This is a genomic window from Desulfatiferula olefinivorans (genome assembly GCF_054657895.1).
Genome location: NZ_BAAHXV010000012.1, coordinates 1 through 22,816 on the forward strand (window position 1 = coordinate 1; position 22,816 = coordinate 22,816).

The window sequence follows — 22,816 nt, forward strand, 5'->3', positions numbered from 1 at the left end:
GCCGGGGCTCTTTTCTGTCATGGCATGGGATGCCCACAGGAGCGTTGTCGTGCGACATGCCCCGGCATGTCCGGATTTTACTCCGTGTCTTTGTGTCTCTGTGAGAGTCCTAAAACCGGTTTCACCGAAGATACGCCGGTCTTTTTGTTTTCTCACGGAGACACCAAGGCACAGAGAAAACAAGACCATGCCAAGGAATGGTCCACGGCCCCAGGCTGTGTCACGCCACGTGCAGGTCCAGGCGATTGCCCCGCTTCAGGAAAACGCAATCAACCCGGCACAGACATACGATTGTCCTGCCTCCCCTCACGACCGGGACGGGGCTTCGAGGATGTGCATGCACATGGCCGCCTCCTCATGGCCCAGGGCGCCGCCGCCGTTTTCGGCCATGCCGAGACGGGGCGATGCGATCTGGCGTTTTCCGGCTTCACCCCGGAGCTGAACGACCAGCTCATGGATCTGGGCCAGCCCCGAGGCCCCGATGGGATGACCGCGGGACGTCAGACCGCCGCTGGTGTTGATGGGGATCTGGCCGTCCAGACGTGTGGCGCCCGATTCGGCCAGTCGGCCCCCCTCGCCCCGGGCACAGAAGCCCAGGTTCTCAGCCTGGTGCAATTCACCGAAGGCGGTGGCGTCATGGACCTCGGCCAGGCTGATCTCTTCCGGACCCACCGAGGCCGCGGCATAGGCCCGGGCGGCCAGCCGCTCGCCGATGTCGGGGATCCCGGCATCGTCACGGTATGCCTGGCCCGAGCCCAGCAGGGAGGCCCGGACCCGCACGGCCCGGGACCACAGTCCCAGTTGCTTGACCATTTTTTCCGAACAGACGATGGCCGAGGCGGCCCCGTCGCCGATGGGGGCGCACATGGCCCGGGTGATGGGGAAGCTGACGATGCGGTCGGCCAGCACCTTCTCCACCGGAACCTCGAACCGATACTGGGCGTTGGGGTTTAAGGTGCTGTTGAAATGGTTTTTGGATGCGATGACAGCCAGTTGCTCGACGGTGCTGCCGTAGGTCTTCATGTGCTTGCGGGCCGCGTAGCCGTAGATATCCATGAACGGGGAATGATCCGACGGCCCGCTGAGTTTCCGGAGTTCCCGGACCGTATCGTAACCCAGTTTTTCGCCCAGGTTGATGCCCACCACAATCTGATCGCGAAGCGTCTTGAGACGTTCTTTGAGCGGCGGCTTCCGGGATCGTCGGCCATGACCGTTCATTCGGGACTGATACGTCCGCTTGAAATCCGCCATGGCCGCATGGTCTTCCGGCGTCATCGAGAACACCGACAGGTTCCTGCTGATCTCAACCGCATTTTCAATGTCGATGCCCGCCATGAAGCCTGCGAACACCGCCATTTTATTCGTGTGATAAAGTTTCTCCGCCCCCACGGCCATGGTGATGTCATACAGCCCCCCGGCCACCCCCATCCACGCGTGGTGGAAGGCGGTGGAACCGCTGGCGCAGGCGTTTTCAACATTGGTGATGGGAATGGTGTCAATCCCCATGGGCCGCAGGGCCACCTGCCCCCGGATGCAGCTCTGTCCCTTCTGGTCCCCCCAGGCGGAATTTGAAAACCACAGGGCCTCGATCTGTTTTTTGTCAAGACCCGCATCGGCCAGACAGCCCGTGACGGTCATGGCCGTCAGATCCTTGATGCTCTTTTCCAGGTACCGGCCAAAGGGAATGGTGTGCGCCCCGATGATGTAAACATCGTTCATGTAACTCTCCCGGCTCGGAGTCTCATCCTGACCCAGAACGACCCCGACGCTGATGTCTTCCGTTTTGATGTCGTTACAACTGATTGCAAATGGTTTAACCAATTAGTCGTAAATAAATGAGCCAATGTCAAGAAAAAATTTATTCAATTGTTAAAAAAAATTTAAGCAGCCCCTTGCCCGTTCGGTCCATTCGTTGTAAAACAAGAATGAATGCGTCTGAACCCCCTTATTTGAGGATACGCCATGGCCATACAAAAACATGAAACCGTCGTCAAAAAGCTGCTGCTCGACATCTTCAACAACCGGCTCAAGGCCGGCACCAAACTCCCCACCGAACGTCAGCTGTCCGTGGACCTCGGGGTGGACCGAACCTCGCTCCGGGTGGCCCTCAAACACCTGGAAGCCATGCATGTGCTGGATATCCGCCAGGGCGACGGCATTTATGTCAAGGATTACCGGAAACACGCGGGCGTGGATTTTTTGCGGGCGCTGTTTTTTCAGCAGGAAGAAGAGGGGGAGGAAATCTTCGTCGACAGCTACCTGGTCGAGGAGGTTTGGGCTTTCTGGTCCGAATTCATGCCCCTGATGATCCGCATGGCCATGGCCCGGATCACCCCCATGGGCATCAAGGAGTTCATGGATATTTTCGACGAGGAACTCGAACATCTGCATGACCGTGAGCGGATCATCGCGCTGGAAGTGCTCAGTCAGGATATGGTGGCCGAAAAATGCGGCAACCTTTTGATGCTCCTGATCTCAAACTCCACCCGCCAGATGCGCAACAAGCTGGTCCGGCTGTTCGTGAACATGGTCGACGACGAGGTTTTGAAAAGCCACGTGGAATTCAAGCGGGCCCTTCTGCGGGGCTACCAGACCGGTGAAATCAGTGACCCGGACATCTTCTCCACCGAGCACAAAAAACTCCTGGGGCTGCACCAGGGCCTGATCAAAAAACTCCGGCCGATCACGGAAAAGGAACGGGAACTGGTGCGCACGAGAACCCAGGCAAAACCCCAGGCCCGGGCCTGAGAAAGGCATCCCATGACACCCATCGATCTGACCGAACACCCCGAAGGCGGACGGTTCCGCGAAGTCTACCGCTCACCCATGACCGTCACCCATCCTTGCGGACAACGGCGGGCCGCCCTCACCCACATCTACTTTTCCCTCAATCCCGGCGAGGTCAGCCGGTTTCACAAGGTCTCGTCCGATGAGGTCTGGAACCTGTATCAGGGAGAGGGCCTGCGGCTTTATCTCTGGGACGGCACAGACCAGCCCCCGGTGTCGGTGGTGCTTTCAGCCGACGCCAACCGGTTCTGCCATGTGGTTCCCGCCGGCGTCTGGCAGGCCGCCGAACCCCTTTCCGGCACCGTTCTGGTCGGCTGCTCCGTGGCCCCGGGCTTCGACTTCGCCGACTTCACCCTCTTAAGCGCCCACCCGGATACCGCCGAACGACTCCGCGACCTGGCGCCGGATATTTGCACCTGGTCCATCCGGTAGACACCCCATTCATATGGCGGCCAAGGTACCGTCAACTTTTAAATCTCTTGCCGCGAACATCAGGCCCCCTGTTTGAAAACAAGCTGGGGCACCTGAGAACCCGAATATCCGACAGAGGGTTTCCGTCATAGACCACCATGTCGGCGTATTTCCCCGTATCCAGGGACCCTATGCTGTCTTCCATGCGGAGAATCAGGGCGTTGTTAATAGTGGCACAGCGAAGGATCTCCATGGGTGTAAACCCCACCCGGCTGAAGCACTCGTATTCCCGATAGATACCGCCGAAATAGTTGAAGGGCATTCCCGCGTCAATACCACAACCGATTAAAACACCCGCTTCTTTCATTTTGCGCAGGTTCTTCTGGCCGTTGATGACCATATTGTAGTAGATATCCGGATTCATGAGAAATTTTTTTGGTCACAGGTTGTCCCATCCCAGCTTTCTATATAAAGTCATGGCTATCATGTTCTGCTCGTGAAGCACGCTGTCGCAATGAGCCGTGGCCGCCCTGTTGAAATACTCGGCCCTATCCTCACGCTCAGCCCGGATTTCCGGTGTCCTGTAAGCTGGCGGAAGATCATCGTAGGCCTCGTCGACTAGATAGGACTGGCTGAGGGTCATGGTAGGAACGATAGCCAGCTTCCGATCGGCCATGCGGACTACCTCCTCGTCGGAGAGAATCTCATCGGATACAATATGCTCAATCGAGTTAAACGGGTATTCCATGGCCCGGTCGAAGCCGAATTTGCATTGACTGTGCCCCGAAACGAGCAAGCCCTTCGCTTCAGCAAAACAAAACACCCGATCCAACTGGTCCCGTGTATAAACCGGAATCTTTTTGATCTTCTTTCAGAAAAGACTCTTGTCGTCCAGGGCCAGCTTGATGAACGAGGCCCCCCTGGCGTTTTTCTCGAGGCAGGCGTCCACTTCCTTCGTATCCTTGAAGTTGTCCATGATCATTCCAATAAAAAGCGAGGCGGGTTTAGCGAAAAGATTCATGTCCGTAGGAGGTATTTCAGGGTGACCGCCCATGACGTTGAGGATGGAAGTAGGTGACCCGGGGACCAGGCAGAGTTCCGTCTTTGATCTGACGGATAAAATATCGGAGAAGCCCTGAAAAAGCGCCCATGTCACGGATCGTGGTGACTCCGGATTCGATGGCCGCCGCATAATTTTGCTTCAACTGCCGGTTATGGCGCATGGTGTCGACCATTCGCATGGAAAAGATCGGGGACGAGGTGCTGTGGCAGTGGGTATCGATGAGCCCCGGGATTGGGTAACGATTTCTCATGTCGAACACCACCCGTCCAGGAGGATTATCAACAGACCCGACACCCCGAGCGGCAATTTTCCCGTTGTCTACGAGAATCCACGCGTTGGGCTGAATGTCTCGGAACACCACGTCAACCAGGTTCAGGTTTTTCAATAAAAGAGGAGGACCTTCAATGGATTCCGGAACGTTTTTTCTCGCGATTCCTCACCCCGCTATGACGGGCATGGCCAGAAGACTTGCGGCGATAAGGCTATAGTTCAAAAACCCCTTCGACTTAGATGTGGGCGAATTGCATGGTCCATGGTTGACGGCTTCGTAAAAAGTCCGATCTCTGCGTTACGCTTCATCCCTCGTCACTGCGGCGTACCTTAAGTACGCCTCATTCCTCGGGATTCGCAAGTCTTGACCTCGAACTTTTTCCGAAGCCGTCTGAATCTTGACTTTTTACGAGACCATCATGGTTTGTCCTTGTAATCACCCTCGATCATCGACGCTTAGTTCGATGGGCGAAATCATATTATATCTTTCAAGATTGTATTTTTCGAAAATTTTCTGATATGTTCCATCCTTCATCATTATTTTCAGGCCTTCATTAAAAGAATCCACAACCTCGGGACCAACTGATTTTTTACTGAACATTACATGCAGTATATTTTCTTCGATAACAAATAACGGTTCGACCTGGTTGATAATTCCGCTTTTTCTCCCGTCAGTTACCATTCTTGAATATTCTTGTATAAATCCGTCAAACCGATTGGCCAAAAGTTTGATGTGGTTTTGTTCATCGGTTGTAACATCTTCAACATGTTTCGAGAAATCCGGGTCTTTCATCAGACGTTCAAATTCAGATCCATAAAGAGAACCACGGAGTATTCCCAAGCGAAATTTTGTACCGATAATATCCTGAAGGCGCTTTAAATTATAATGAGAAGCTTCACCTTTTCTAACAAATAATAGATATGTTTCTTTTTGGTAGGGGAATGAAAAATATGCGAATTTTTCTCTTTCAGGCGTTTTCATCGCAGAGGCACAAATATGAATCTCACCGTTCTCAAGCAGCTTTAAGAGCCTGGCCCAGGGAGCCTTTTGATAATCTATCGAGTAAGAATATTTGCTCAAAATGGAAGCAACGATGTCAATGTCGAGTCCCGTAAGACGATCGCTTTCACTCGCATAGGCAAAAGGAGCCCATGGTTCCCACCCCATAATCAGCCTTGATTTTTCGTTGGCAAGGCTTTGACCGGGATATGAGAAAATGAAAATAAGGATTGTAATGATCTGAATTTTTTTCATAGCATCCGCACCTCCTTGCTTCATATTAAAGTACTATTATGCCACTACATGCAACCAGCGTATGTTATTCACTCAACTTTCGGGAATGGAATTTAAAGGATGGAAATACAGTCTATCTATCTGAATTTATGAATAAATAACTTGATGAGCCCAGTCTGTTGATGTATAGTGAATTTACGACAAAACACAATAATATCAATCAGAAAGGACTCAATTTGGACCATATCAATAACGCCATCCAATCGCAAGCAAACATTGATGTTCAGGGCAAAATTGATGATTTCTTTGGCCGCTTTAAAGTTGATGATCTCGTAAAAAGTAAGTTTTTGGACGGCTTCGTAAAATGTTCGAGATCAAGGCTTGCGAATCCCGAGGAATGAGGCGTACTTAGGGTACGCCGCAATGACGAGGGATGACGCGTAACGCAGATATCGGACGGTTTACGGAGCCGTCCAAGGTGTCAGCATATCCTCGGCAGCAGAAGCCCGGACGGCATGTCGACCATGCGTTTTCCGCCGATGTCGGTTTTGATGAGGAGGCCGAACCGTTCCCGGTGAGAGACCTGACCGATCACGGCACTTTCCTTTCCAAGGGGATGGGCTCGGAGGGTGTGCAGGGCTTTTGCAGCCGAAGCTTCAGGCAGCAGGGCCACAAACCGGCCTTCATTGGCCACCTGGAGCGGATCCAGGCCAAGATAGTCACAGGCGGCGGCAACGCCGGGCTGGACAGGTATTGCGGACTGGTCAAGGGTGATGGTCACGTTCGAGGCGTCGGCAATTTCATTGAGCACGGCCGCGCATCCGCCACGGGTGGCATCACGCAGGACATGGGTTTCGGGAATGGCGGTCAGTAAATCAAGGGCCAAAGAGTCCAGGGACGCGCAGTCCGAAACCACCGTCGATGAAAACCCCAGTTGCCCGCGGGCCGCTAAAATCGCGATGCCGTGCTGGCCAATGGGACCGGACACAATCACACAGTCTCCGGGCCGGGCATGGGCCGCCGAAAGGGAGCACGACGCTGCAACCACCCCGATGCCGCTGGTGTTGATGTAAAGGCCGTCTCCTTTTCCCGCATCGACCACTTTGGTGTCCCCACAGACAATGGCGGCCCCGGCCCGTTCACATTCCTTCCGGAGGGAGCAGAGAAAATCGTTCAAGTCTGAAAACCACAGGCCCTCCTCGATGATCAGGCCGACAGAGACGGCATGGGGCTTTGCCCCCATCATGGCCAGATCGTTGATGGTCCCGCAGGCGGCCAGTTTCCCGATATCCCCCCCGTTAAACCGAAGGGGATTGACCACAAAGGAGTCTGTCGTGAAGGCCAGGGGCCCGGTAAGGCCGGTCAACACGGCCGCATCTTCCAGGGGCCCGTTGTTTTCACGGGTCTGAAGCGCGGGCAGAACGACCTGATTGAGCAAGGTCTGCAAGCCCTGCCCGCTGCCGTTGAGCAGGCGCACCTGTTCATCGTTCATCCTTCTGTCCTTTCATACCGGTAATAGGCGGCGCAGGACCCTTCACTGGACACCATGCAGGGTCCGATGGGTGTCTGGGGTGTGCAGGCTCTGCCGAAAAGCCCGCAGTCCGGGGGGGTGAGCGTCCCCTTGAGGACCTTTCCGCAGGCGCATCCTTTGGGAAGGTCGGACGCGCCCGTCACCAGCACGGGTGCGTCAAAGGCCTTAAATTCATCCCGCAAGGCAAGCCCGCTTTGGGGGATGATGCCGATCCCCCGCCAGGCCGCGTCAACGGGCGTAAAGAACCGATGGATCAGGTCTCTGGCATGGGGGTTTCCGTCGGCACGCACCACACGGGGATACATGTTGATCACCTGGGCTGTCTGGTTTGTCAGCATCTCCAGAACCGAAAGAATGCCGCCCAGGATATCCAGGGCCTCAAAGCCGGTGATGGCAGACGGCACGGTCAAGGCGTCAATGGTCCGGTAGACCGCCTCACCGATGATGGCGCTGACATGGCCCGGAAGCAGAAACCCGCTGATTTGGGTGTCCTCATCCGCGCAGAGGGCCGACAGTGCGGGCGGCAAAAGGCGGTGGGCCACAAGCATTTTAAGGTTGTACAATTTTTTTTCAGCGGCAATCTCGATGGTCCGGGCCACGGCCGGGATCGTTGTTTCAAATCCCACGGCGGCAAAGACAAGGGTTGTGTCCGGGCGTTCTTCCGCCATCCGGATCAGCTGCAGCGGGGACGCCACAATTTCTATGGATGCGCCGTTTGCTTTCACCTGCTCAAGGGACCGGCGCGATCCCGGGACCCGGATCATGTCCCCGAACGTGGCCAGCACATGGTCCGGCATCCGGGCATAAGCCACCGCCGAATCGATCACCTCTCCCGGGGTCACGCAGACCGGGCAGCCGGGGCCGGACAACAGCCGGATATTGTCGGGCAAACGCTGGCGCAGTCCCAACCTGCCGATTTCCATGGTATGGGTGCCGCAGACCTCCATGATACGGACCTCGGGAAGGTCATTGGCCAGCATCCCGATTTTCTTGAGAAGCGCTTTGGCAAGCTCCGGGTCTTTGAACTTGGGACGCCGGTCCATTATTTCACCACGCCCATATTCGCGGCCTCGCGGAGCAGCTTCAGGGTTTCCAGGGCTTCATGCTCATCATATTTTTGAATGGCAAATCCGGCATGGATAATGACCCAGTCCCCGATGACGGCGTCCGGGACGATGGAAAGGTCGGCGCTGATGCGGTTCCCCTCCATGTCGATGGTGGCGGTGGTGTCCTCGATTGCGACAATTTTACCCGGTACGGCCAGACACATGGCACTTACCCTCCTTATGGTGGTTCACATGACGTTTTTAAATCCGGTGCCTCCGGCGGCCGGCTTTTAAAAAGCCGGACAAATGGGTTGGGAAAAAACGCGAAGCCATCAGACGTCCTCTCCCCCACAAACCCGTTTGGCAACCTTTTCAAAAGGTTGGCCCCCGGCAGGGCCGCCGGAGGCGTTCAGCGTTTCGGCGGCAATGAGCAACTGACCGTAGGACACGCATTCATCCCCCGGGGGCAGATGGTGATGATGAAGCACCGTGATGCCCTGTTCGCCGATGCGTTTTTTCGTTTCCCGGAAAAGAAGCCGGTTGGCAAAGCACCCGCCGGACAGGGCGGCGGTCCTGATTTCTGTGCGTTCGGCAAGGCGGCCGATGATCTCGGCCGTCATGGCGGCGATCGTATTGTGAAACCGGGCCGAAATCAAGGCAGGTTCAACCCCGGCCGCGATATCCCGCCCCATAGGGATCAGAATCGATGCCCCGTCGATCAGAATGGCGGGAGATTTCAGGTCACAGTCGTAGTCGTAAACGCCTTTTTCGCAGGGATCCGCCACGGCTTCCAGTTCCATGGCCGGCTGCCCTTCGTAGGTTCTCTCCCTGCAGAGACCCAACAGGGCGGCCGCGCTGTCAAACAGCCGGCCCATGCTGGTCGTTATGGGACAATTGAGATGCACATCCAGCATGGCGGCCAGGATGTTTTTTTCGGAATCATCCATCCAGGCAATCAAACCCTTCGCCGGATCGCCGAGTTTCCGATACAGGGCGGAAAAGGCCATCCGTCCGGGATAACGAACCGCCGCATCGCCGCCGGGCATGAGCATCCCTTTAAGATGAGCCGCCCGATGAAACCGGTGGAGGTCGGCAATGAGAAACTCGCCGCCCCAGAGGGTGCCGTCCTCCCCCCAGCCTGTCCCGTCAAAGACCACACAAATCGCCGGGCCCGTGTGGCGGTTTTCCCCCAGACAGGCCGCCGCATGGGCATGGTGATGCTGGACGGGGATCAAGGGCAGTCCCTTCGGCCGTTTGATATGAAGCAGAAGGTTGTTGGGATGACTGTCATGGGCAACGGCCACCGGCCGGATGCCCAGAAGTTCCGTCAAATGGGCCATGGCCGCCTCGGCATGGGCGATGACGGCCATGTTGTCGGCGACGCCCAGATACTGGGAGACGTAAGCGGTATTGCTTCTGCCCAGGGCGATACTGCTTTTTTGAATGCCGCCCAGGGCCACCAGGCCGTCCAGGGACATGGGTGCCGGAAGGGCCCGGGGCACATACCCCCGGGCGTGACGCACCATGACGGGGGTCCCGTCGACGGTTCGGATCACCGAGTCATCGATGCGCATCTGAATCGGTCGGTTGTGGAGCAGAAAAAAATCGGCGATGCCCGATAATTTCGCGAGGGCCTCGTCATTATCGCAGCAAAGCACGTCGCCTGAGGGATTGCCGCTGGTCATGACCAGGGGAAACCCGGTTGTTTTTTCCAGCATCAGGTAATGAAGGGGGCTTGAGGGCAGCATCACCCCAACACTGCTGATCGCACCGGTCACGCCGGGGCAGAGGTACTGTTGCCACCGCTCGTTTTTGGGTAAAAGCACGATGGGGCGTTCGGGGCTTGTGAGCAGCCGTTCATCGGCCCCGGACACGCAGGCGAACCGCCTGACGTCCTCCAGGGATTTGACCATCAGGGCCAGGGGCTTATGGGGTCTTTTTTTTCGTAGGCGAAGCCGTTCGACCACACCGGCATCATCTGCCCGGCAGGCCAGGTGAAATCCGCCCACGCCCTTGATCGCCACAATCCTGTTTTGGAAAAGGGCCTGCGCCGCCGCGGACAGAGGATCGCCTGTCGCAATGGGGGTGCCGTCGTGGTCGGCAAAGGAAAGGTGCGGGCCGCAGTCGGGGCAACAGGTGGGCTGGGCGTGAAAACGCCGTGACCGGGGCTCGGCATACTCCCTCCGGCAGGCCTCGCACATCCCAAAGGAGTCCATGGTGGTGTATGTGCGATCGTAGGGCAGTTTTTTGATAATCGAGTACCGGGGGCCGCACTGGGTGCAGTTGATAAAGGGATGGCCGAAACGCCGGTTTTCTTTGTCCATGAGTTCCGAAAGGCAGGTCTCGCAGAACGTAGTATCCCGAGGGACGGTGACCTCGGCGGCGGCGCCTTCCCGGCTGGTTTCGATGGAAAAGTCGGCCGGAATACGGGTGCTCACCTGAACGGGAACGGATGAAAACGTATCGATCTCGGAAAGGGGCGGAGGGGCGGTTTTGAGTTTCCGGACAAAGCGCGCCACCCGGTCATCGTCGCCAAAGGCGAGAATCTCCACCCCGGCCGATGTGTTCCGAACGGACCCCGTGATACCGAATTCACCGGCAGTGGAAAAAACAAAGGGCCTGAAGCCCACCCCCTGAACCGTCCCCGTGATCGTCACTTTCCATGCAAAATGCGTCATGTCGCCTTTAACGCATCCATGCGCTGTTCAAGGTAATCCGTCAGTTTGGCAACGCCCTCGCGGGTTTTGGCGGAGAGTGCAAAAACGTCAAACTGCCGATTGAGACTCCGGCATTCATTGACGACCTTTTCCATATCGAAGTCAAGGTAGTCACGAAGGTCGATCTTATTGATGATCAGGCCCTGGATCCGTGAAAAAAGAGACGGATATTTCAGAACCTTGTCGTCCCCTTCCGGCAGAGAGAGGATGGCCATTTTTTCATGTTCCCCCAGGTCGTAGCCCGCCGGGCAGACCAGGTTGCCTACATTTTCGATAACCAGAAGGCGGCAGCCGTCAAGGTCCAGATCGTCCATCGCATGGCCCACGGCATGGGCATCGAGATGGCAGGCGCCGTTCGTTTGAATCTGACAGGCGTGGCTGCCCGAACGGATGATCCGTTCGGCATCCCGTGTGGTTTGGATATCGCCCTCGATCACCGTCATGGCCTGGCCGAAATGCCGGCCGAGGGTTTCCAGCAGCGTTGTTTTCCCGCTGCCCGGCGAGGAGATGATATTGACGGCAAAAATCCCCCGGTCCCTGATCCGTGCCCGGTTGTTTTCCGCATAACGATTGTTTTTCGCCAGCACCTCCTCACCCACGGTAATGGTCGCGGTGCCCGGGTGGTGGTGGTGATGGGCATGGCCAATGGTCGGGTGCGTCGCTTCGGGACATCCACAGGTTTCACACATGGTTTGTTTTCTCCACATCAATCGCGTCAAGGGTGAATCGATCTCCTTCAAGGATCTCTCTCTCCAGTGATTCGCAAAACGGGCAGGTATGGTACACGGACTCTGCCTCATAGTTTTTCCCGCAGGCCAGGCACAAAAACCGTGCCGGGATGGGTGTAATGATCAGCCGGGCTGACGGGTGGCCGTTTTCCCCGGCAACAATGGAAAAACAAAATTCAAGGGATTCGGCGCAGATACCGGACAGAACACCGACACTCACGTGGACGCCGCGAAGCCGGTTCCCTTCCGGCACATGGTTTGCGGCCGTTTCAATAAGGCTGCTTACGATACTCAGTTCGTGCATCCGCCTATGTCCTCAATAAAAAATAATTCGATTCAATACTAATACGATTCAGGGGAAATGGCCATGCATTCCCGCCAAACCAGACGTACCAAGCACGATGAACAGCAGGGGCAACCGAATTATAAAGTTTACAAAACAACGTCTTACGATTTTAAAGTGGCGTGCTGTTCTGAATCTTTATCACCTGTCTTTTTTCGCGTCAATGCCGGAAGTCTTCCTGAAACGGCCTGCTGTATGAAACCGCTTATCGCACAAAATTTCAACCCTACGAATTTATTTAACAATAGAATTTTGTTCGCACACATTGCATAACATGCACAAATGATTAAAAAAAATAATTTTGGCAACATTGCACAATTTTCTTGATTTTTCCCTTTCAACCTGCCAGTAAAGACTAAATTTCGTGAGATCTGTTGAAAGACTATAATTACCGTATGTTGCCGAGTGGTGCGCGACCTTGCCGGACTGTTTCCACCCCCCCCCAAGGCCCGCCCTGACAGGCGCTGATCATGAACGATCGCGATGTCCGGGATCTGCGATATGCTCACCCGTTTGGCCGGAATCGACCCTGGAGCCTTTGTGCTTCGTATAATTATTAATTTTAATACATTGAGAGGTTTCTATGGCTGGAAACAGACGAATGGTTCTTGACAAACCCATGGATCGTCGTGATTTCATGAAACTGTCCGCGACGACAGCCGCCGTGCTTGGGCTCTCCACAACCATGGTTCCAAAATTGTGCCAGGCCCTGGAGAAAAAAGAAAAACCTGCCGTGATCTGGCTGCATTTCCAGGAATGCACCGGATGCACGGAGTCCCTGCTTCGAGCCTCCGAACCCGATGTCGCAGAGGTGATCCTTGACATCATTTCCCTGGAATACCATGAAACTCTGTTTGCCGCATCGGGTCATCAGATCGAGGACAATCTGGTCCGGGCCATGGAGCGGTACCGGGGCAAATATGTGCTGGTGGTGGAAGGATCCATTCCCATGAAAGACGGGGGGAATTACTGCACCATCAGCGGACAGACGGCCGCCGACATTCTCAAAAAAACGGCTCCCAATGCAGCGGCGATCATCGCCATCGGCTCATGTGCGGCCTGGGGCGGCATTCCCTCTGCGGGCCCCAACCCCACAGGTGCCCAGGGCGTCCTCACCACATTGAACGACATGAAGATCGACAAGCCGGTGATCAACATTCCGGGTTGTCCGCCCAACCCCCACAACTTCCTGTCCACCGTGGTCCATTATCTGATGTATGGCCTTCCGGAACTCGATTCCCAGAACCGCCCGAAGTTTGCCTACGGAACCCTGATTCACGATCAGTGTGAACGCCGGGCCCACTTTGACAGCGGCCGGTTTGCCGAGGCCTTCGGCGATGAGGGTCACCGGAAAGGCTATTGCCTTTACAAGCTGGGATGCAAAGGCCCCAGCACCTATGGCAACTGTCCCGAACAGGGGTTCAACGCGGAAAAACGGTGGCCCGTCGCCATCGGCCATCCCTGCTTTGGATGCATTGAAAAGGGCGTCGGCTTCAGCACGCCCTTGTTTGAACTTTCCACCATGGTCAGTACGGCCACACCGCCTCAGGTTTATCCCAAACCCGTGGAACCCGGAAACAAAAAAATAAGCCCGGTGGCCACCGCCATTACCGGTGCTGTGGCCGGTGCCCTCGCAACCGCTGTCGCCACCAAGACCAAAAGCCTTAAAGATAACAAGGATGATGACCATGAAAACGACTAGCCGCAGGCAGTTTTTCAAACGAATGGCGCTGGCGGGGGCCGGTGTCATGGCAGCGCCCCTGTTGTCCGCGAAAAACGCGGTGGCCATGAAATTGAGGCCCCGGCACGACGGGGATGTGGGGATGCTGTATGATGCCACCAAGTGCATTGGCTGCCGGTCGTGTGAGGTGGCGTGCAAAAAGGCCAACGGCATGCCCTTCGAGTATGATCCCCAGGGAATCTGGGACGCGCCGAGGGATCTTTCGGCTAAAACCCTGACCATTGTCAAACTGTTCACGGGTGAGGGTGAGGGAGAACAATCGTTTATCAAACGCCAGTGCATGCACTGCGTGGATCCGGCCTGCGTGTCAGGCTGTCCGACGTCGGCCCTGGTCAAACAGGCCAACGGGGTGGTCACATGGGACATCGATGCCTGCGTGGGCTGCCGCTACTGCCAGATGGGTTGCCCCTTCAACATTCCCAAATACGAGTTCGACGCCAGTTACGGCCGGATTGTCAAATGCCAGATGTGTGCCGACAACGGCATTTTGGAACTGGGGTATACCGCCTGCTCCAAAGCCTGCCCGACCGGCGCCATTGCCTTCGGAACCCAGCAGGATCTGATTGCCATGGCCAAAGACCGCATCCGAAACGATCCCGGCAAATACTATAAAGACAAAATTTACGGCGAGCGTGACAGCGGTGGTACGGGCGTCATGTACATGGCGGGCGTACCCTTTGACAAACTTGGTCTTCCGGACCTTCCGGATTATTCATCGGCACGAATCAGCGAAGGCATTCAGCATACCATTTATCATAATATGCTTGCACCGATCGTCATTTATATCGGCCTGGCCTTTGCCGCATTCCGAAATATCCGGAACGCGCATAAAAAAACGGAGGAATAACTCATGGCCCATGTCCATGCCAGGCCGCTTGGCGGAAAAATTCTGACACGACCGGTGATTCTACTGCTTTTTGTTTCCGCTGCGGGCGTCTTCTTTCTGATTGTTCGCTACATGTACGGCATCGGCGCCGTGTCCAACCTCTCCAATTACATGCCCTGGGGCATCTGGAAGGTGATCAACGTCATCGTGGGAGCCGCCCTGGTCTGTGGCGGCTATGCCTGCGCCTTTACCGTGTACCTGTTCAACCAGGGGCATTACCATAGGTACGTGCGTCCGGCTCTTCTTTTGTCCCTGCTGGGCTACTCCTTTGCCGGTTTTTCCCTGTTTTACGACGTGGGCCGCTACTGGGGACTGTTCAATTTCCTCATACCCAAGTACTGGCAGGGCAACTCGGTGCTGTTTGAAGTGGGACTCTGCGTCATGACCTATATTTGTGTCCTCACCCTGGAGATCGCCCCGGCCTTCATTGAAAAATTTTCCGATGTGGAAGGACGGCTTCGGGTGGTGCTCGATAAATTCTATGCCGTACTCGACCGTTTTCTGTTTCTGATCATTTCCCTGGGCATCCTGCTGCCCACCATGCATCAATCGGGTCTCGGCGGGCTTGCCGTGGTCATGGGCCAGAAAATCAGCCCGCTCTGGCAGAGTCCGCTGGTGTCACTTCACCATCTGATTTCATGCATCGCCATGGGTTACGGCTGCGTCATCGTGACGGAACTGGTGCTCTCGGACGATTACAAGGAAAAAGGGCACATGGCGATCCTGAGCCAGCTGGCCAAGGTCATGTTCATGTTCATGTTTGTGTTTCTGGTTCTCAGAATAAGCGAAGTGCTGAGAACCGGGGCCATCACCCTGGCATTTAAAGGAAATCTGGCCAGCATGTCGTTCTGGACGGAAATGCTGCTCATGGGCGGCGGCCTCTGGTACGTCAGAAATGACCCGGTCCGGATGAAACCGAACAATATTTTTCTGGGCAGCTGCCTGATCATGACGGCCGGTTCCCTCTACCGCATCAACGTTTACATCATCGGATTCAATCCGCTGCCCGGCGTGACCTATTTCCCATCGGTCCCCGAACTGTCGATCTCCCTGGGCATGGTGTGCCTGCAGCTTGTATTTTTCATCATGATCGTCAAAACATTTCCGATTATTGCGAAGGAAAGGAGATAATCGATGTCAAAAATCATCACTATAGATCCCATATCACGTATCGAGGGGCATTTACGCGTCGATATCAAGGTCAAGGACGGACGGGTCATCGATGCCTGGTCGGCGGGAACCATGTTCCGAGGCATCGAACAGATTCTTGTCGGAAAGGATCCGGGCGAAGCCTGGATTTTCACCCAGCGTTTTTGCGGGGTCTGCACCACCGTCCACGCCATGGCCTCGGTCAGGGCCGTGGAAAACGCCCTCGATCTGGCTGTTCCCATCAATGCCCAGATGATCCGGAACATGATTGTTGCCGCCCATTCGATTTTTGACCATATTTCCCATTTCTACACCTTGTCCGCCCTGGACTGGGTGGATGTGACCTCGGCGGCCAAAGCCGATCCCAGGGCCGCGTCAAAGGTCGCCCAGATGATTTCCCCGGACTGGAAGGGCAATTCCGAGGCCGAGTTCCGGGCGGTCAAAGAAAAAATCACCGGCGTTTTGAACAGCGGCCAGCTGGGCATTTTCAACAACGGTTACTGGGGCCATAAGGCCATGCACCTGACCCCGGAACTGAACCTGATGGCGGTGGCCCATTACCTCCAGTCCTTTGAGTATCTCCGGAAAGCCAATGACGTGGTCGGCCTTCTCGGCAGCAAGACACCCCATATCCAGAACCTTGCCGTGGGCGGTGTGGCCAATGCCATTGACCTGAACCAGGAGACGGCCCTCAACATGACCACCCTCCTCAAGGTCAAAGGGTATTTCGACGCCGTCCGTGATTTTGTCATCCAGGTCTATTTCCCGGATGTCTGCGCCATCATGAGCCAGTACATGCCCTGGGCCGGCTACGGCATCGGCGTGACGGACATGCTGGCGGTGCCGGAATTTCCCATGGACACCCGGGGCATGGAATTCCTGTCCCTGGGCGGAACGCTGATCGATAACAAAATCAAGGCGATCAAGGGCTTCGGGGATAAATACATCGAGCAGAATGTCGCCGAATCGGTGGCCCATTCCTGGTATGACGGCGATTGGGAGCTGCATCCTTACAAAGAGACCACCGAGCCCAGCTTTACGGGTTTTGACCATGAGGGGAAATATTCCTGGGTCAAAAGCCCGCGCTTCGACGGACGGCGCATGCAGGTAGGACCGGCGGCCCAGGTGCTGACCAGCTTCAAACTGGGTGATCCCCTGACCCGGAAATACACCCGGCTGTTCGTGGACAATGTCAACGCCCTGGGCGCCGCAACCTCGGTGAGCAGCGCCGCCGATCTCGACATGAACGGGTTTTTGAATGCCGTTCCCTCGACCATGGGCCGCCATGGAGCCCGGGTGATCCGCTGCGCCGCCATCCTTGATCTGGCCCTGACCAACTGGCAGAAGCTGGTGGACAACATCGGGTCGGGCGATTTGACGGTGTGCAATCCGCCGGTCTATCCCAAGGGTGAAATCAGCGGATTTGGTATCCATGAAGCCCCCCGGGGATTTCTGTCCCACTGGGTGGTGATCAACAACGGAAAGATCGCCAATTATCAGGCCGTGGTTCCGTCCACCTGGAATCTCTGTCCCAGGGACAAGGACGGCAATCCCGGCCCCACGGAAGCATCCCTGATCGGCAATCCTATTGCCGATCTGCATGAACCCCTGGAAGCTCTGAGAACCGTACACAGCTATGATCCGTGCATGGCCTGCGCCGTGCACGCCTTTGATCCGAAAGGAAACGAAATTGGAAAAGGAAAAACACGCACCTGATCAAAAGGGGGTCATCGTCGGTGTGGGCAATGTCCTGCAGAACGATGACGGCATCGGCATCACGATCCTGAAATACCTCGAGGCGGCCTATGTGTTTCCGGACCATGTGGATCTGGTCGACGGCGGTACGGCCGGAGCGGCCCTCCAGTCCGAGATTCTGGGCAAAGACTGGCTGCTTGTCATCGATGCCCTCGATGTCCCCGGACCGCCGGGGCAGATCCGCATGATTGCCGGGAACGCGATCCTTGGCCGACCGGCGGACCTGAAGATGTCTCCCCACCAGATGAGTTTTTTCGATCTGATTCAGCTGATGACGCTGAACGACCAGGGCCTGGACGAGTTTGCCATTCTGGGAATCATTCCCCAAAACACGGGGGTGGGCACAGCGCTTTCGTCCGAGGTCAGGGCAAGCATGGACCCTGCCGTAACACAGATCATGGCCTGGCTTCATGAAAAAGGCGTTTTCCCGGAACCGGTCCATGGAGCGGTGACCCCGGACTACTGGTGGACGGCATAGGTAAGTGCTTGCAACGAAACATTTATTTAAATTGACAATAGAGGCGGGGTGTGCAAAAGTTTTTACCAATACAACCACAATGTCACGATGGCACACTTGGCATATTCGTTTCGGGTAATCTCACGACCGAAACCCGTTCTTCTTTGCTCACAGAGGGTAATACATCGTTTGGACGCATCGTTTTGCGTCCGGAAAGCAAAGGAAAGGCTCACCATGATCGAATTGATTCACACCTGTCATACCCTTGTTCTGGGGTGCGGCAATCCCCTTTTCGGTGATGACGGATTTGGCCCGGCCGTCATTCAGTACATGGAAGCCCGCTTTGAGCCTGCGCCGGGCTGTGGGTTTATTGACGTGGGGACCTCTGTTCGCGACCTTTTGTTTGACATCATTCTAAGCGAAAGGCGGCCCGAAAAAATCATCATTCTTGACGCGGTGGACATGCCGGGCCGAAAACCGGGCGAACTGTTCGACATCGATGTGGATCAGATCAGCCCTGAAAAAACCAGCGACTTTTCACTCCACCAGTTTCCCACCACCAACATGCTGAAAGAACTCAAAGATCATACCGACATCGCGGTCACCGTGGTGGGTGTTCAGATTGAATCCTTACCGGAAACGGTGGCTCCCGGGCTTTCCGAACCGGTTCGGAACGCAGTGGCCCTGATCGCCGAAAAACTTGCCCGGGACGTGGGTGGAAAGCCATTAAACGAAAACGCCAACACCCGGAAAAGCGGTTGTGTCGAGGCCTTCGTTTTTTAAGGGCCGCATCCATGCGGTTTTTTTCAAAACAGACTGAACGGGGTTCAGGCACAAAAACTCCGGTTCGTCATGCAGGGGGTTGAATGTTTATCTTTCAAGTAGGCTCGGTGGCAGACGTCTTTGGTATCCATCGCAATACGGTGAGAAACTGGATAAAAAAGGGAGTGTTGCCCGCAAAACCCACGGTAGGCAAGAAATATCTGATTGATGAGACTGATTTTATAGGGTTTTTCGTGGACCATGGAATCAGCCCAACCCTTGTTTCGGACTTTGTGAACAGTGTCTCATCCTCGTTTTCCAGGGGCCCTCGAAAGCTTACCGGTCCCTTACACCATTACAGCAACGTGAAAACGAAACCCGGAACCGCACCAACTCAAAAAGAGGTGTCTATGGCTGTGAAAAAAAACGGATCCGTTCTCATTGTCGGCGGGGGCATTGCGGGGATTCAGGCCGCATTGGACCTGGCCGACTCGGGATACTATGTCTATCTGATCGAAAAAAGTTCCGGCATTGGCGGCGCCATGGCCAAACTGGACAAGACCTTTCCGACCAACGACTGCGCCATGTGAATTATCTCGCCAAAACTGGTCGAGTGCGGTCGGCACTTAAACATAGAAATTCATACCTTGTCAGAAATCACGGATGTTGCAGGTTCCGAAGGCAACTACACCGTCTCCGTCAGACAAAAACCCCGTTATGTGGACATGGACAAATGCATCGCCTGCGGGATATGTGCTGAAAAGTGCCCCAAAAAGGTGGATGACGAGTTCAACATGGGGCTCGGCAAACGAAAAGCGGCCTACATCCAGTATGGCCAGACCGTTCCGCTCAAATATGCCATCGATGAATCAAGCTGCCTGTTTTTGCAGAAAGGCAAATGCCGGGCCTGTGAAAAATTCTGTCCCACCGGCGCCATCAACTTCGATGACAGGGAAACCATCAAAACCATCAAAACCGGTGCGCTGATTCTGTCGCCGGGGTACAAACCCTTTGATCCCGGACAATACGATTATACCGGGTACAAACGGATACCCGATGTGGTCACCACCATGGAGTATGAGCGCATGCTGTCAGCCGGAGGCCCCTTCATGGGACATCTGGTGAGGCCCTCGGACAACAAGGAGCCGATGAACATCGCCTGGCTCCAGTGTGTGGGATCCCGAAGCATCAACCGGCATGACCGCAGCTACTGTTCGAGTGTCTGTTGCATGGTGTCCATCAAACAGTGCCTGGTCACGGCGGATCATCTTCCGTCCCAGGCCCGTCAGACGGTGTTCCATATGGACATCCGGAGTCACGGAAAGGATTTTGACCGGTATTACGAAGATGCGATGGATAAAGGGGTCCGGTTCATCCGGGAACGGCCTCACACCATCGACCCCGGCCCGGAAGGCTGCGGGGTCAGCATCACCTGGATGGATAAAAACGGCGGGAAACGCACAGAGCACTTCGACCTGGCTGTATTGTCCGTGGGCATGGAACCGTCACCGGATGCGGAAATACTGTCCAAGGTCACCCGTATCGGCCTGAATGAATGGGGATTTGCCCAGACCGATCCCTTTGCGCCGTCCCAGTCCACACGCCGAGGCATCTGTATCGGCGGCAGTTTCTCCGGTCCCATGGCCATTCCGCGCGCGGTGACCCAGGCCTCCACCGCCGCCTGCAAGGTGGCCATGGAACTGGCCTCGGCCAAAGGCACCATGACCCGGACAAGAACCTATCCCGACGAACGCGATGTTGAAGGGGGAGAACCCCGCATCGGCGTGTTTGTCTGCTCCTGCGGCATCAACATCGCCAGTGTGGTCGATGTCCAGGCCGTGGCGAATTACGCGAAAACCCTTCCCGGCGTCGTTTTTGTCGAAAACAATCTGTTCACCTGCTCCACCGACACCCAGGTCATCATCGGAGCCAAAGTCAAGGAACTGAACCTCAACCGGGTTGTGGTTGCAGCCTGCACCCCAAGAACCCATGAGCCGCTGTTTCAGGAAACTCTGAAAGATGTGGGCCTGAACGCCTACCTGATGGAAATGGCCAACATCCGGAATCATAATTCCTGGGTGCATAAAAACAACCCGGAGATGGCCACGCAAAAAGCCAAGGACCAAGTCCGTATGGCGGTGGCCAAGGTGACCCGGGCCACGCCCCTTCATTCCCAATCCGTGCCGGTCACCCAGAAAGCCCTGGTCATCGGCGGCGGTCTGTCGGGCATGGTGGCCGCGCTGGGGTTTGCCCACATGGGATACGAGACGGTCCTTATCGAAAAAAGTGCCCAGCTGGGCGGCAATGCACGCTTTCTGGACAAAACCGCCAACGGGCTCACGGTCCGTCCGGCCCTCGAACAGATGATCGCCGATGTTGAAAACCATGAGCGAATCACCGTGATGAGGCAGGCCACCCTGACGGAAGCCAGCGGGTCCGTGGGCAATTTTACCGGTACGATCCAAACCGGTAAAAAGTCCGCAACGCCGGTGAATTTCGGTGTGGCGGTGGTGGCCACCGGCGGCATTGAAACCAAACCGTCCGAATACCTGTACGGCAATGATCCTGCCGTGTTTACCCATCTGGAGTTTGATGCATTTTACGCCCAGAAAACCAATGCCGTCCGCAAGGCCGAGTGCGTGACCTTTATCCAGTGTGTGGGGTCCCGGACCGAAGAACGACCTTACTGCAGCCGGGTCTGCTGCGGCCACACGGTCAAGAAAGCCATCGAGCTGAAAGAAATGGACCCGGACAAACAGGTGTATGTCCTGTACCGTGACGTCCGGACCTATGGCGTGAATGAAACGTGGTATCAAAAGGCCCGTCAACTGGGCGTCGTGTTCATGCAGTATGATCCGGACCAAAAACCTGTGGTGACGCGGGAGGGCGCAAAGATCGTCATCAAGGCCAACGACCATATCCTTCGACAGAAGGTGGCGATTTATGCGGATTACCTCGTGCTGGCGGCAGCCATCGAACCGACTGGGATTTCGAATCTTTCAAACCTGTTCAAATTCAGCATGAATGAAGACGGCTTCGTCAACGAGGCCCATCCCAAATTAAGGCCGGTGGACATGAGTGTGGACGGGCTTTTTGTGGCAGGGCTCTGCCATTATCCCAAGCCCCTCGACGAATCCGTCGCCCAGGCACGGGCGGCCGTGTCCAGGGCCAGTGTCCTGCTTGCCAAAACGGAAATGAAACTGGATCCCATCAAATCCTATGTCACAGACCGCTGCGACGGCTGCGCCCTGTGTGTGGATGTCTGCCCGTACAACGCCATCAGCCTGCTGGACTATCAGGGCAAGACCGGTCCGCTCAAACGGATCGAAACCGATACGGCGTTATGCAAAGGCTGCGGGGTCTGTGCAGCCACCTGTCCCAAAGGCGGGGTCGAGGTTCACGGATTCACCATGGATCAACTGATGGCCCAGGTCGATGCGTTGATCAAAGTTTCATAGCAACTCAAAACGAAGGAGATAGACGATGGACCAACCCTTTGAACCGTTGATTGTGGGTTTTTTGTGCAACTGGTGTGCCTATGCCGGGGGAGATCTTGCCGGGGTTTCCCGGATTCAGTACCCCTCGAACATGAAGGCCATCCGGGTGATGTGTTCAGGCATGGTTCATCCGGAGCTGGTGGTGAAGGCCCTCACCGGGGGTGCGGACGGCGTCCTGGTGATGGGCTGACATCTCGGTGAATGCCATTACCTGGAGGGTAATTACAAAGCAAAAGACAGGGCGCCGGTCATCCGCATGGTGCTTGAGGACTCGGGCATCGATCCGGATCGGTTCGACCTTCAGTGGGTCTCTTCGGCCGAAGCACCGCGGTTTGCCCGCCTCGTGACGGACTTTACTAAAAAAATCCGGGCGCTGGGACCGAACCTTGTCCCTGCTGCCGTGTCCGTCGCGTCTGAACAGAAGAAAACCGGATAACCA

At 55.7% G+C, this 22,816-nt stretch carries 21 protein-coding genes and 1 pseudogene; 11 read left to right on the forward strand and 11 right to left on the reverse strand.

Annotated elements, in window-relative coordinates:
- Positions 1–306 precede the first annotated feature (306 nt).
- On the reverse strand, positions 307–1,719 hold the full coding sequence (locus ACYQ11_RS10345; protein ID WP_459923703.1) for a thiolase family protein: 1,413 nt from the start codon (positions 1,717–1,719) through the stop codon (positions 307–309).
- Positions 1,720–1,962: 243 nt separating this feature from the next.
- Between ACYQ11_RS10345 and ACYQ11_RS10350 the strand changes: the two genes are divergently transcribed.
- Together ACYQ11_RS10350 and ACYQ11_RS10355 are read left to right on the forward strand one after the other, a co-directional pair.
- Positions 1,963–2,748 (forward strand): FadR/GntR family transcriptional regulator, encoded by a 786-nt coding sequence (locus ACYQ11_RS10350; RefSeq protein ID WP_459923704.1) that lies wholly within the window; start codon positions 1,963–1,965, stop codon positions 2,746–2,748.
- A gap of 12 nt (positions 2,749–2,760) precedes the next feature.
- Entirely contained in the window at positions 2,761–3,219 is a 459-nt protein-coding gene (locus ACYQ11_RS10355; RefSeq protein WP_459923705.1) for a cupin domain-containing protein, read from the forward strand.
- 31 nt (positions 3,220–3,250) lie between these two features.
- On the opposite strand, the gene ACYQ11_RS10360 is transcribed toward ACYQ11_RS10355, so the two are convergent.
- The 10 genes from ACYQ11_RS10360 to ACYQ11_RS10405 all read right to left on the reverse strand — a co-directional run bounded on the left by ACYQ11_RS10360 (position 3,251) and on the right by ACYQ11_RS10405 (position 12,091).
- Entirely contained in the window at positions 3,251–3,622 is a 372-nt protein-coding gene (locus tag ACYQ11_RS10360) for an amidohydrolase family protein (RefSeq protein WP_459923706.1), read from the reverse strand.
- Between the two features lie 15 nt (positions 3,623–3,637).
- Complete coding sequence (locus tag ACYQ11_RS10365) at positions 3,638–3,874, reverse strand: hypothetical protein (protein WP_459923707.1); 237 nt, start codon at positions 3,872–3,874, stop codon at positions 3,638–3,640.
- A 361-nt stretch (positions 3,875–4,235) separates the two neighbouring features.
- Positions 4,236–4,646 carry an amidohydrolase family protein gene (locus tag ACYQ11_RS10370; protein ID WP_459923708.1) on the reverse strand — a complete coding sequence of 137 codons (411 nt, stop codon included), beginning with the start codon at positions 4,644–4,646 and terminating at the stop codon, positions 4,236–4,238.
- 321 nt (positions 4,647–4,967) lie between these two features.
- Positions 4,968–5,786 carry a substrate-binding periplasmic protein gene (locus ACYQ11_RS10375; protein ID WP_459923709.1) on the reverse strand — a complete coding sequence of 273 codons (819 nt, stop codon included), beginning with the start codon at positions 5,784–5,786 and terminating at the stop codon, positions 4,968–4,970.
- Between the two features lie 460 nt (positions 5,787–6,246).
- The gene (hypE, locus tag ACYQ11_RS10380) at positions 6,247–7,257 is read right to left on the reverse strand and encodes a hydrogenase expression/formation protein HypE (RefSeq protein ID WP_459923710.1); all 1,011 of its coding nucleotides are present in this window, start codon (positions 7,255–7,257) and stop codon (positions 6,247–6,249) included.
- The gene (gene hypD / locus ACYQ11_RS10385) at positions 7,254–8,339 is read right to left on the reverse strand and encodes a hydrogenase formation protein HypD (protein WP_459923711.1); all 1,086 of its coding nucleotides are present in this window, start codon (positions 8,337–8,339) and stop codon (positions 7,254–7,256) included. Before hypD ends, hypE begins: the two co-directional genes overlap by 4 nt.
- Entirely contained in the window at positions 8,339–8,566 is a 228-nt protein-coding gene (locus ACYQ11_RS10390; protein WP_459923712.1) for a HypC/HybG/HupF family hydrogenase formation chaperone, read from the reverse strand. Before ACYQ11_RS10390 ends, hypD begins: the two co-directional genes overlap by 1 nt.
- A 108-nt stretch (positions 8,567–8,674) precedes the next feature.
- Complete coding sequence (gene hypF, locus ACYQ11_RS10395) at positions 8,675–11,020, reverse strand: carbamoyltransferase HypF (protein WP_459923713.1); 2,346 nt, start codon at positions 11,018–11,020, stop codon at positions 8,675–8,677.
- Positions 11,017–11,748: a hydrogenase nickel incorporation protein HypB gene (gene hypB / locus ACYQ11_RS10400; RefSeq protein WP_459923714.1), complete on the reverse strand. Its 732-nt coding sequence runs from the start codon at positions 11,746–11,748 to the stop codon at positions 11,017–11,019. The genes hypF and hypB overlap by 4 nt, the downstream gene beginning before the upstream one ends.
- A complete protein-coding gene (locus ACYQ11_RS10405) occupies positions 11,741–12,091 on the reverse strand; it encodes a hydrogenase maturation nickel metallochaperone HypA/HybF (RefSeq protein WP_459923715.1) in 351 nt (116 codons plus the stop codon). Before ACYQ11_RS10405 ends, hypB begins: the two co-directional genes overlap by 8 nt.
- 622 nt (positions 12,092–12,713) lie before the next feature.
- On the opposite strand from ACYQ11_RS10405, the gene ACYQ11_RS10410 reads away from it, so the two are divergent.
- From ACYQ11_RS10410 to ACYQ11_RS10450, 9 genes and pseudogenes are all read left to right on the forward strand, one after another.
- Positions 12,714–13,832, forward strand: coding sequence for a hydrogenase small subunit (locus ACYQ11_RS10410; protein ID WP_459923716.1), 1,119 nt, complete (start codon positions 12,714–12,716; stop codon positions 13,830–13,832).
- The gene (gene hybA, locus ACYQ11_RS10415; RefSeq protein WP_459923717.1) at positions 13,819–14,718 is read left to right on the forward strand and encodes a hydrogenase 2 operon protein HybA; all 900 of its coding nucleotides are present in this window, start codon (positions 13,819–13,821) and stop codon (positions 14,716–14,718) included. The genes ACYQ11_RS10410 and hybA overlap by 14 nt, the downstream gene beginning before the upstream one ends.
- A 3-nt stretch (positions 14,719–14,721) precedes the next feature.
- Positions 14,722–15,888, forward strand: a complete 1,167-nt coding sequence (locus tag ACYQ11_RS10420) for a polysulfide reductase NrfD family protein (RefSeq protein ID WP_459923718.1) — start codon at positions 14,722–14,724, stop codon at positions 15,886–15,888.
- Positions 15,889–15,891: 3 nt separating this feature from the next.
- Complete coding sequence (locus tag ACYQ11_RS10425; RefSeq protein WP_459923719.1) at positions 15,892–17,622, forward strand: nickel-dependent hydrogenase large subunit; 1,731 nt, start codon at positions 15,892–15,894, stop codon at positions 17,620–17,622.
- Positions 17,597–18,139 carry a hydrogenase maturation protease gene (locus tag ACYQ11_RS10430; RefSeq protein WP_459923720.1) on the forward strand — a complete coding sequence of 181 codons (543 nt, stop codon included), beginning with the start codon at positions 17,597–17,599 and terminating at the stop codon, positions 18,137–18,139. The genes ACYQ11_RS10425 and ACYQ11_RS10430 overlap by 26 nt, the downstream gene beginning before the upstream one ends.
- A gap of 213 nt (positions 18,140–18,352) precedes the next feature.
- Positions 18,353–18,901: a hydrogenase maturation protease gene (locus ACYQ11_RS10435; RefSeq protein WP_459923721.1), complete on the forward strand. Its 549-nt coding sequence runs from the start codon at positions 18,353–18,355 to the stop codon at positions 18,899–18,901.
- 83 nt (positions 18,902–18,984) lie between these two features.
- A pseudogene (locus ACYQ11_RS10440) lies at positions 18,985–19,113 on the forward strand (helix-turn-helix domain-containing protein); the annotation flags it as partial.
- A 177-nt stretch (positions 19,114–19,290) separates the two neighbouring features.
- Positions 19,291–22,338 (forward strand): 4Fe-4S binding protein, encoded by a 3,048-nt coding sequence (locus ACYQ11_RS10445; protein WP_459923824.1) that lies wholly within the window; start codon positions 19,291–19,293, stop codon positions 22,336–22,338.
- Between the two features lie 25 nt (positions 22,339–22,363).
- A complete protein-coding gene (locus ACYQ11_RS10450) occupies positions 22,364–22,813 on the forward strand; it encodes a hydrogenase iron-sulfur subunit (RefSeq protein WP_459923722.1) in 450 nt (149 codons plus the stop codon).
- Positions 22,814–22,816 lie beyond the last annotated feature (3 nt).

Bases quoted from the DNA above. Each gene is read 5' to 3' on its own strand.
- ACYQ11_RS10345 (WP_459923703.1), bottom strand. From the start codon at position 1,719: ATGAACGATGTTTACATCATCGGGGCGCACACCATTCCCTTTGGCCGG.
- ACYQ11_RS10350 (WP_459923704.1), top strand. From the start codon at position 1,963: ATGGCCATACAAAAACATGAAACCGTCGTCAAAAAGCTGCTGCTCGAC.
- ACYQ11_RS10355 (WP_459923705.1), top strand. From the start codon at position 2,761: ATGACACCCATCGATCTGACCGAACACCCCGAAGGCGGACGGTTCCGC.
- ACYQ11_RS10360 (WP_459923706.1), bottom strand. From the start codon at position 3,622: ATGAATCCGGATATCTACTACAATATGGTCATCAACGGCCAGAAGAAC.
- ACYQ11_RS10365 (WP_459923707.1), bottom strand. From the start codon at position 3,874: ATGGCCGATCGGAAGCTGGCTATCGTTCCTACCATGACCCTCAGCCAG.
- ACYQ11_RS10375 (WP_459923709.1), bottom strand. From the start codon at position 5,786: ATGAAAAAAATTCAGATCATTACAATCCTTATTTTCATTTTCTCATAT.
- hypE (WP_459923710.1), bottom strand. From the start codon at position 7,257: ATGAACGATGAACAGGTGCGCCTGCTCAACGGCAGCGGGCAGGGCTTG.
- hypD (WP_459923711.1), bottom strand. From the start codon at position 8,339: ATGGACCGGCGTCCCAAGTTCAAAGACCCGGAGCTTGCCAAAGCGCTT.
- ACYQ11_RS10390 (WP_459923712.1), bottom strand. From the start codon at position 8,566: ATGTGTCTGGCCGTACCGGGTAAAATTGTCGCAATCGAGGACACCACC.
- hypF (WP_459923713.1), bottom strand. From the start codon at position 11,020: ATGACGCATTTTGCATGGAAAGTGACGATCACGGGGACGGTTCAGGGG.
- hypB (WP_459923714.1), bottom strand. From the start codon at position 11,748: ATGTGTGAAACCTGTGGATGTCCCGAAGCGACGCACCCGACCATTGGC.
- ACYQ11_RS10405 (WP_459923715.1), bottom strand. From the start codon at position 12,091: ATGCACGAACTGAGTATCGTAAGCAGCCTTATTGAAACGGCCGCAAAC.
- ACYQ11_RS10410 (WP_459923716.1), top strand. From the start codon at position 12,714: ATGGCTGGAAACAGACGAATGGTTCTTGACAAACCCATGGATCGTCGT.
- hybA (WP_459923717.1), top strand. From the start codon at position 13,819: ATGAAAACGACTAGCCGCAGGCAGTTTTTCAAACGAATGGCGCTGGCG.
- ACYQ11_RS10420 (WP_459923718.1), top strand. From the start codon at position 14,722: ATGGCCCATGTCCATGCCAGGCCGCTTGGCGGAAAAATTCTGACACGA.
- ACYQ11_RS10425 (WP_459923719.1), top strand. From the start codon at position 15,892: ATGTCAAAAATCATCACTATAGATCCCATATCACGTATCGAGGGGCAT.
- ACYQ11_RS10435 (WP_459923721.1), top strand. From the start codon at position 18,353: ATGATCGAATTGATTCACACCTGTCATACCCTTGTTCTGGGGTGCGGC.